7 protein-coding genes, 10 tRNA genes and 1 rRNA gene are annotated in these 8,372 nt (G+C 44.1%); 6 read left to right on the forward strand and 12 right to left on the reverse strand.

Annotated elements, in window-relative coordinates; all coding sequences use genetic code 11:
* Positions 1-40 precede the first annotated feature (40 nt).
* A complete protein-coding gene (glpO, locus tag PCY71_RS09970; protein WP_048772882.1) occupies positions 41-1,867 on the forward strand; it encodes a type 1 glycerol-3-phosphate oxidase in 1,827 nt (608 codons plus the stop codon).
* A gap of 68 nt (positions 1,868-1,935) precedes the next feature.
* Positions 1,936-2,640, forward strand: coding sequence for an MIP/aquaporin family protein (locus tag PCY71_RS09975; protein ID WP_048772879.1), 705 nt, complete (start codon positions 1,936-1,938; stop codon positions 2,638-2,640).
* 197 nt (positions 2,641-2,837) lie between these two features.
* Here PCY71_RS09975 and rlmD read toward each other — a convergent pair whose 3' ends face one another.
* Positions 2,838-4,208, reverse strand: coding sequence for a 23S rRNA (uracil(1939)-C(5))-methyltransferase RlmD (gene rlmD / locus PCY71_RS09980; RefSeq protein WP_301412545.1), 1,371 nt, complete (start codon positions 4,206-4,208; stop codon positions 2,838-2,840).
* Between the two features lie 55 nt (positions 4,209-4,263).
* Here rlmD and PCY71_RS09985 point away from each other — a divergent pair, with 55 nt between their 5' ends.
* The 4 genes from PCY71_RS09985 to PCY71_RS10000 all read left to right on the forward strand — a co-directional run bounded on the left by PCY71_RS09985 (position 4,264) and on the right by PCY71_RS10000 (position 6,908).
* Entirely contained in the window at positions 4,264-5,040 is a 777-nt protein-coding gene (locus tag PCY71_RS09985; RefSeq protein ID WP_301412546.1) for an aminoglycoside 3'-phosphotransferase, read from the forward strand.
* A 26-nt stretch (positions 5,041-5,066) separates the two neighbouring features.
* Complete coding sequence (recX, locus tag PCY71_RS09990) at positions 5,067-5,843, forward strand: recombination regulator RecX (RefSeq protein WP_301412547.1); 777 nt, start codon at positions 5,067-5,069, stop codon at positions 5,841-5,843.
* 86 nt (positions 5,844-5,929) lie between these two features.
* Complete coding sequence (locus PCY71_RS09995; protein ID WP_002920515.1) at positions 5,930-6,463, forward strand: DUF402 domain-containing protein; 534 nt, start codon at positions 5,930-5,932, stop codon at positions 6,461-6,463.
* A 127-nt stretch (positions 6,464-6,590) separates the two neighbouring features.
* Entirely contained in the window at positions 6,591-6,908 is a 318-nt protein-coding gene (locus PCY71_RS10000) for a DUF960 domain-containing protein (protein WP_125342745.1), read from the forward strand.
* 356 nt (positions 6,909-7,264) lie between these two features.
* Here PCY71_RS10000 and PCY71_RS10005 read toward each other — a convergent pair.
* From PCY71_RS10005 to rrf, 11 genes are all read right to left on the reverse strand, one after another.
* A tRNA-Pro gene (locus PCY71_RS10005) sits at positions 7,265-7,338 on the reverse strand.
* A 46-nt stretch (positions 7,339-7,384) separates the two neighbouring features.
* Positions 7,385-7,458: transfer RNA gene (locus tag PCY71_RS10010), tRNA-Arg, on the reverse strand.
* 57 nt (positions 7,459-7,515) lie between these two features.
* Positions 7,516-7,589 (reverse strand) — tRNA-Arg (locus tag PCY71_RS10015).
* A gap of 31 nt (positions 7,590-7,620) precedes the next feature.
* A tRNA-Leu gene (locus tag PCY71_RS10020) sits at positions 7,621-7,706 on the reverse strand.
* Positions 7,707-7,713: 7 nt separating this feature from the next.
* Positions 7,714-7,785: transfer RNA gene (locus PCY71_RS10025), tRNA-Gly, on the reverse strand.
* A 14-nt stretch (positions 7,786-7,799) separates the two neighbouring features.
* Positions 7,800-7,872, reverse strand: a tRNA-Thr gene (locus PCY71_RS10030).
* Between the two features lie 16 nt (positions 7,873-7,888).
* Positions 7,889-7,970: transfer RNA gene (locus tag PCY71_RS10035), tRNA-Leu, on the reverse strand.
* Positions 7,971-7,975: 5 nt separating this feature from the next.
* Positions 7,976-8,048, reverse strand: a tRNA-Lys gene (locus PCY71_RS10040).
* A 32-nt stretch (positions 8,049-8,080) separates the two neighbouring features.
* Positions 8,081-8,153, reverse strand: a tRNA-Asp gene (locus tag PCY71_RS10045).
* Positions 8,154-8,169: 16 nt separating this feature from the next.
* Positions 8,170-8,242: transfer RNA gene (locus PCY71_RS10050), tRNA-Val, on the reverse strand.
* Between the two features lie 3 nt (positions 8,243-8,245).
* Positions 8,246-8,361: ribosomal RNA gene (gene rrf / locus PCY71_RS10055) — 5S ribosomal RNA — on the reverse strand.
* Positions 8,362-8,372 lie beyond the last annotated feature (11 nt).

The raw sequence follows: 8,372 nt of genomic DNA on the forward strand, positions 1-8,372 counted from the left end.
AGTAGAAGCATGAAATGACTAAGTTAGAAAGTGTGTAATTATGGAATTTTCAAAGAAAACACGTGAATTATCGATAAAAAAAATGCAGGAACGCACCTTGGACCTCCTGATTATTGGCGGTGGGATTACCGGTGCTGGAGTAGCCTTGCAAGCAGCTGCAAGTGGCCTGGAGACTGGTCTGATTGAAATGCAGGACTTTGCTGAAGGGACTTCTAGCCGCTCTACGAAATTGGTACATGGTGGCCTTCGTTACCTCAAGCAATTCGACGTAGAGGTGGTCTCAGATACAGTTTCTGAGCGTGCTGTGGTCCAGCAAATTGCCCCTCATATTCCAAAACCAGATCCTATGCTACTTCCTGTCTACGAAGAAGAGGGTGCTACTTTCAGCCTCTTCCGTCTCAAAGTGGCTATGGACCTCTACGACCTCTTGGCTGGTGTTAACAACACTCCTGCTGCCAACAAGGTCTTGAGCAAGGAAGAAGTCTTAGAACGGGAACCTGAACTTAAGAAGGAAGGCTTAGTCGGCGGCGGTGTCTATCTTGACTTCCGCAACAATGACGCGCGTCTCGTGATTGAAAATATCAAACGCGCCAATCAAGACGGCGCCCTGATTGCTAACCATGTCAAGGCAGAAGGCTTCCTCTTTGATGAAGCTGGAAAGATTACGGGCGTTGTTGCGCGTGACCTCTTGACAGATGAAGTTTTTGAAATCAAGGCTCGCCTAGTCATCAACACAACTGGGCCGTGGAGTGACAAGGTACGCAATCTGTCAAATGCCGGTGAGCAATACTCACAAATGCGTCCAACCAAGGGTGTTCATTTGGTAGTTGACTCTAGCAAGATCAAGGTTTCTCAGCCAGTCTACTTTGATACAGGCTTGGGAGACGGCCGGATGGTCTTTGTTCTTCCACGTGAAAATAAAACCTACTTTGGTACGACTGACACTGACTACACTGGCGACCTAGAGCATCCAAAAGTAACACAAGAAGATGTGGATTACCTCTTGGGCATTGTAAATAATCGCTTCCCAGAAGCAAACATCACAATTGACGACATCGAAAGTAGCTGGGCTGGCCTGCGTCCTCTGATCGCAGGAAACAGCGCTTCTGACTACAATGGTGGTAATAACGGTACCATTAGTGATGAAAGCTTTAATGCTCTTATTGCGACCGTTGAGAGCTACCTGGCCAAAGAAAAATCTCGTGAAGATGTGGAGGTTGCTGTCACTCAACTCGAAGGCAGCACTTCTGAAAAACACTTGGATCCATCTGCCGTTTCTCGCGGTTCCAGTCTGGAACGTGATAACAATGGCCTCTTGACCCTTGCTGGTGGTAAGATTACGGACTATCGTAAGATGGCGGAAGGCGCTATGGAGCGTGTCCTTGAAATCCTCAAAGCAGAGTTTGACCGCAGCTTCAAACTAATAAATTCTAAGACCTATCCTGTATCAGGCGGAGAGCTCAATCCAGCCAATGTTGATTCAGAAATCGAAGCTTTTGCTCAACTTGGTGTCTCACGCGGCTTAGACAGCAAAGAAGCCTTCTATCTTGCAAACCTTTACGGTTCAAATGCTCCTAAAGTCTTTGCTCTCGCTCACAGCATCGAGCAAGCACCAGGTCTCAGTCTAGCAGATACTTTGTCACTGCATTATGCTATGCGTAACGAATTAGCACTCAGCCCAGTTGACTTCCTGCTTCGTCGGACAAACCACATGCTCTTTATGCGCGATAGCTTGGATGCTATTGTAGAGCCTGTTCTGGATGAAATGGGACGCTTCTACGACTGGACAGAAGAAGAAAAAGCAGCTTATCGAAACGATGTTCAAGCTGCCCTTGCAAATAACGATTTAGAAGAATTAAAAAAATAGAAAATACGAGAAGAGGCGGTAGGCAAAACAACTGTCTGCCTCCCCTTCTTTTAAATGGAGTAACATAAATGATGAAAGAAATATTTGGTGAATTTTTAGGAACACTGCTCTTGCTCCTTCTGGGAAATGGTGTAGTTGCAGGTGTAGTTCTTCCCAAAACTAAGAGTCACAATTCAGGCTGGATTGTGATTACCATGGGATGGGGGATTGCCGTTGCCATCGCTGCTTTTGTATCTGGCAACCTTGGCCCAGCCCATCTGAATCCGGCCCTAACTATTGGAGTAGCCCTGAAAGGTGATTTGCCTTGGGCATCTGTTCTTCCTTACATCCTTGCTCAGTTTGCAGGTGCTATGGTCGGACAGTTCCTCGTCTTCCTACAATTCAAACCTCACTATCTAGCTGAAGAAAATCCGGCTAACGTTTTGGGTACATTCAGCACAGGCCCAGCTATCAAAGATACCTTCTCTAACCTGATTAGCGAAATCCTTGGAACCTTTGTTCTTGTACTGACTATCTTCGCTCTTGGGCTTTATAAACTACAAGCAGGCATTGGCACTTTTGCAGTCGGAACATTGATTGTCGGGATTGGTCTTTCTCTTGGTGGAACAACTGGCTATGCCCTCAACCCGGCTCGTGACTTAGGACCTCGCATTATGCACAGTCTCCTTCCGATTCCAAACAAAGGAAATGGCGATTGGAGCTATGCTTGGATTCCTGTTGTCGGACCAATTATTGGTGCTGTCCTTGCAGTCCTAGTCTTCGGTTTATTCTAATATAACTGATTGCCATTGGAGAACACTTAACGAGTGTTCTCTTTTTTACTAAGTGATTAGACGGAGACTAACCTTCCGAACTTACTCTTCCGATAAAAACCATTGTAATTTTGACAAAAGAAAAGACTTAGCCCTGTATTACAAGAAAACTAAGTCCTTTTTAGAATGATTTATCAACTTTAGCGAGCTGTTTCTAATTAACTCAAACGAGTGCTATTTCTCTTAGACAATTTCACTACTGCCTCGGTCCGAGCAGTATGCGGAAACATATCAACCGACTGGATGTAGTGGACATCGTAGACCTGACAAAGCTTGACCAGATCCCGAGCCAGAGTTGAGACATTGCAGGAAACGTAGACCATCTTCTCAGGTGCATAGCGGACAATCGTCTCCAGCAGCTTATCGTCCAGACCAGTTCGAGGCGGATCGACAATCAAGGCATCCGCCCGATAGCCCTCAGCGTACCAGCGAGGAATAATCTCCTCTGCCGTCCCAGCCTCGTAGAGCGTATTGTCAAAGCCCATTCGTTTCGCATTGCGCTTAGCGTCTTCAATGGCCTCAGGGATGATGTCCATGCCACGCAGAGACTTGACCCTTTTAGCAAAGGCAAAGCCGATAGTACCCACTCCGCAATAGGCGTCAATCAAATGGTCTTCTTTCGTCACATCCAGCGCCTTAACCGCCTCCCCATAGAGCACCTCAGTCTGCTCAGGATTGAGCTGATAGAAAGCTCGAGGAGACAGGGAGAACTCATAGTCCAGCACCCCTTCTTGGATAGCCTCCTCGCCCCAGATAATCTCTGTCTTATCCCCATAAATCTCACTGGACTTGCTCGTATGATAATTGACCGCTACTGTCTCCAACTCTGGAAATTCAGCCACTAGATCTCGAACGACTGGAGAAAAGTCCAGCTTACGCCCTGTCACAAAAATCATCTGCACCTGCCCCGTCTTTCTGGCCCTGCGAATCATGACAGTGCGTACTCCAGCAATCTTCCTCTCATCATAGATAGGCAGCCTATACTTACTTAAAAGCCGAGCCACCTTATTGATGATGTTTTGCGTTACCTTGTCCTGAACCAGACAGTTTTTCAGCGAGACCAGATAGTGGGAATTCTGGGCATAAAGCCCAGCCTTAACCTCATCCTTGAACTTCCGAGTCTGAAACTGTAGCTTGGCCCGATAATAGAGCGGCTCCTGCATACCAATGGTCGGACGAATCTCGTAGTTTTCGTAACCAGCTGGCGCAAATTTTTTCAAGGCCTGACGCAGCAAATCTTCCTTAAACTCTAACTGCTTGTCATAGTGGAGGTGCATGATTTGACAGCCCCCGCAGCTATCATAAATCTCACAAGGCGCTTCCACCCGAAATTTCGACCGCTTGTTGATGGTCAAGAGCTTGGCCTCGATAAAATTACGCTGAACCCTGGTCACCTGACAGTAGACTTCTTCACCCTTCAATGCCCCTGGCACAAAGACCAGCGTTTTCTTATAAAATCCAATCCCTTCCCCATTAATCCCCATTTTCTTAATTTTCAAAGGGATTCTTTGCTTCACTTTCACATTCATGTTTCTATTATACCACGCTGCCTCGCATTAGTTGAGAATATGTTACAATAAAAGTATGAAAGCAGAAAAAATATCCCTTCCACTAGCCCAGTTCCCTAAGCAAATACGAACTTATCTAGAGGGAGCCAATTTTTACGACAGCTCCTCACATTCTGCAGCCAGTGTTTTCTATGCTGATACAGGCTATTATTTGAAAATCGACCAAAAAGGCCAGTTAGCCCAAGAAGCCACACTGGCCAAATGGTTTGAGAAGCAAGGGCTCGGTGTGCCTGTCATTCACTACCTGACAGCAGATAAAGACTACCTGCTGACTAAAGAAGCAGAGGGCAAGGACGCCCTAGCCTTTCTCCAACATCCAGAAGAACTTTGCCAAACGATGGCTGCAGCACTAAAAAAACTTCACAGCCTCCAACCCCAGCATTTTCCAGTCAAGCATCACCTTCAACACTATAAAGAACAAGCAGAGGAAAATTATCGGAAAGGTTGCTTTTATCAAAAAGCTTTATCGCCTCAATTCCATATCCAAAGTCGAGAGGAAGCCTACCAGCTTATCCAAGAACAGGGAGAGCTACTGACGGCGGACGCCTTGATCCACGGAGATGCCTGCTTGCCTAATTTCATTCTGAAAGACGCAGCAACCTTCTCCTGCTTTATCGACATTGGTCTCGCTGGCCTTAGTGATCGCCACATTGATCTTTACTGGGCCATCTGGTCTCTTACTTATAATTTATCTGACCCTCAATATGCAGAGCTCTTTCTTGACTACTATGGCCGGAAGGATGTTGATACAGACAAACTACGCTTGATTGCTGCCTTTGAAGCATTTGGTTAAAAGAAAGGACTTTACCAAACTCCACTATGAAAATCACAAAAATCGAAAAGAAAAAAAGGCTCTACCTCTTGGAGTTGGACGGCAGTGAAAAACTCTATATTACAGAAGACACCATTGTTCGCTTCATGCTGTCCAAAGGAATGGAAATCACAGAGCAGGAACTATCAGAAATTCAAGACTATGCCCAATTTTCTTACGGAAAAAATCTAGCCCTCTATCATCTTTCTTTCAAGCAAAGAACTGCCAAGGAAGTCAAAGACTACTTAACGCAGCACGACATCCAAGCTGAAATCATCAGCCAGGTCTTGGACAATCTAAAAAAGGATAATTGGATTAATGATAGAAAATATGCTCATTCTTTTATCCAATCCAACTTTCTCACTGGTGATAAAGGCGCTTTTGTTCTCAAGCAAAAACTCAGTCAAAAAGGGATTTCTAGCACTATCATAGAGGAAGAATTGAGCCAGTTTGATTTGACTGAACTAACAAACAAAGTTGCCGAAAAGCTGCTCAAAAAATACCAAGGAAAACTGCCCAGCAAGGCCTTACAAGATAAAATCCTTCAATCCTTGATAAACAAAGGTTTTTCCTATAGCCAAGCCAAAACCGCCTATCAGCATTTGGAAATCGAAGAAGACCAAGAAAACCAGCAAGAGCTTCTCTATAAAGAGCTAGACAAGCAATACCGCAAGTACTCAAAAAAGTACGACGGCTATGACTTAAAACAGCGGCTGACCCAAGCTCTCGCTCGCAAAGGCTATGATTTCTCCGACATCGCTAGCGCTCTGAGAGAATATCTTTAAGATTTTCTATGAAAACTTATGCATTTCTATGAAAATATGTTACAATAAAGAAGATAAACTTATAAATTGTAGAAAGTTGGTAAGTTATGAAACTTCCAAAAGAAGGCGACTTTATTACAATTCAAAGTTATAAGCATGATGGGAATCTTCACCGCACCTGGCGAGATACCATGGTACTAAAGACAACAGAAAACGCCATTATTGGCGTTAATGACCATACACTGGTAACAGAAAGTGATGGCCGACGTTGGGTAACACGTGAACCAGCCATTGTCTATTTTCATAAAAAATACTGGTTTAATATCATTGCCATGATTCGAGACAATGGAACTTCATACTACTGCAACCTAGCCAGCCCTTACTATCTGGATAATGAAGCTCTAAAATACATTGACTATGATTTAGACGTCAAAGTCTTTGCTGATGGTGAAAAACGCCTGTTGGATGTAGAAGAATATGAACGCCACAAAAGACAGATGCACTATTCTGATGATTTGGATTTCATTCTCAAAGAAAATGTCAAAATCCTAGTTGATTGGATTAACAACGGAAGAGGTCCATTTTCAGATGCTTATGTCAATATTTGGTACAAACGTTATGTTGAACTAAAGAATCGATAAAGTTGTCAAAGAGCGTAAGCTCTTTTTCTTTTGTCTAATTCGGTCTCACCAGAGGTCAAATTCTTGCAATCTCAAGCATTTTCGGGTATCATATAAGAAAATCCAGACTGTAAGAAAGGAGTCTCCTATGGCATTTACAAATACTCTCGGCCGATATGCCAGCTTTGGCATCATGACGAGCCTCCCTGAAGAAATTGTCGATTCATTCTGGTACATCATTGATAACAATCTCAAAGGTGTCTTTGAACTTCGCCCAGTCCTCAAGTTCGAAATCATCAACCGACAAGGAAAAGTATCCCTACGATTCTCACAAAAAAAATTCAACACCATTATTTCATTTGACTTAAACTATCAATTTGACCCTTTCTTTCCTAGAAAAGTCTACATCGTTGATAACAAGGGCAAAGAAACCATTATGCTATCTGACGAATACTCTTTAATGTAGTAAATCATACTCAACACATATAAAAAACCTCTGAAGGCAACTATTCACCGCTATCAGAGGTTTTTATCTTTAATACACCTCAAATGGAAAGTACATTTCAGCAGCTTGATACAGTTTAAACTCCCAGAACACTAGTCTTTAAAAGAAACCCAATTAAATAATCAAATCCCATGCATTCTAATAGGATTATATAAAGAGACAAGACAAGTAGTTATAAAAGATTGTATCTCAAATTAAATCTGACTGTAACTAAAAGAGCTCAACAACATATGTTAGCTAAGTTTCGGACAATTAACAAACAGTTTTCTTAAAAACAAAAAAGATAGATCAGTACATCTATCTTCTATGTTATCTAGTCGGGAAGACAGGATTCGAACCTGCGACACCTTGGTCCCAAACCAAGTACTCTACCAAGCTGAGCTACTTCCCGGTGCTTAAACAATCTAAAAACGGAGCCCTAAGACTTCGCTTCCAAATGCACCCTAGAGGAGTCGAACCTCTAACCGCCTGATTCGTAGTCAGGTACTCTATCCAGTTGAGCTAAGGGTGCTCACTATTCATATTATATTCATTATAGCAAAACTTAAGAAAAAATCAAACGATTTAATGCACCCTAGAGGAGTCGAACCTCTAACCGCCTGATTCGTAGTCAGGTACTCTATCCAGTTGAGCTAAGGGTGCTCATCTTCTTCTACTACCTCTTACAAGTCTATGCCGAGAACCGGAATCGAACCGGTACGATCGTTACCAATCGCAGGATTTTAAGTCCTGTGCGTCTGCCAGTTCCGCCACCCCGGCCGCCTCAAGCGAACGACGGGATTCGAACCCGCGACCCCCACCTTGGCAAGGTGATGTTCTACCACTGAACTACGTTCGCATCCTATTCAAAAATGCCGGCTACATGACTTGAACACGCGACCCTCTGATTACAAATCAGATGCTCTACCAACTGAGCTAAGCCGGCTCATTATTATCTTATATGCGGGTTAAGGGACTTGAACCCCCACGCCCTAAAGCGCCAGATCCTAAATCTGGTGCGTCTGCCAATTCCGCCAAACCCGCTCTTATGACCCGTACTGGGCTCGAACCAGTGACCCTTTGATTAAAAGTCAAATGCTCTACCAACTGAGCTAACGAGTCTCTTACTTTTATTGAAATCTTCTCGACTTCAACGGTCCCGACGGGAATCGAACCCGCGATCTTCGCCGTGACAGGGCGACGTGATAACCGCTACACTACGGGACCTATTCTTTTCAGAATATGGGAGTTAACGGGATCGAACCGCTGACCCTCTGCTTGTAAGGCAGATGCTCTCCCAGCTGAGCTAAACTCCCTTCGCTAAGCGACTACCATATCTCACAGGGGGCAACCCCCAACTACTTCCGGCGTTCTAGGGCTTAACTGCTGTGTTCGGCATGGGTACAGGTGTATCTCCTAGGCTATCGTCACTTAACTATTGAATTA

It is taken from the genome of Streptococcus sp. SN3, assembly GCF_030439905.1.

Excerpts from the sequence above, each read along its gene's own strand:
- glpO (WP_048772882.1), top strand. The coding sequence starts at position 41 with ATGGAATTTTCAAAGAAAACACGTGAATTATCGATAAAAAAAATGCAG.
- recX (WP_301412547.1), top strand. The coding sequence starts at position 5,067 with ATGAAAATCACAAAAATCGAAAAGAAAAAAAGGCTCTACCTCTTGGAG.
- PCY71_RS09995 (WP_002920515.1), top strand. The coding sequence starts at position 5,930 with ATGAAACTTCCAAAAGAAGGCGACTTTATTACAATTCAAAGTTATAAG.
- PCY71_RS10000 (WP_125342745.1), top strand. The coding sequence starts at position 6,591 with ATGGCATTTACAAATACTCTCGGCCGATATGCCAGCTTTGGCATCATG.
- rlmD (WP_301412545.1), bottom strand. The coding sequence starts at position 4,208 with ATGAATGTGAAAGTGAAGCAAAGAATCCCTTTGAAAATTAAGAAAATG.
- PCY71_RS09985 (WP_301412546.1), top strand. The coding sequence starts at position 4,264 with ATGAAAGCAGAAAAAATATCCCTTCCACTAGCCCAGTTCCCTAAGCAA.
- PCY71_RS09975 (WP_048772879.1), top strand. The coding sequence starts at position 1,936 with ATGATGAAAGAAATATTTGGTGAATTTTTAGGAACACTGCTCTTGCTC.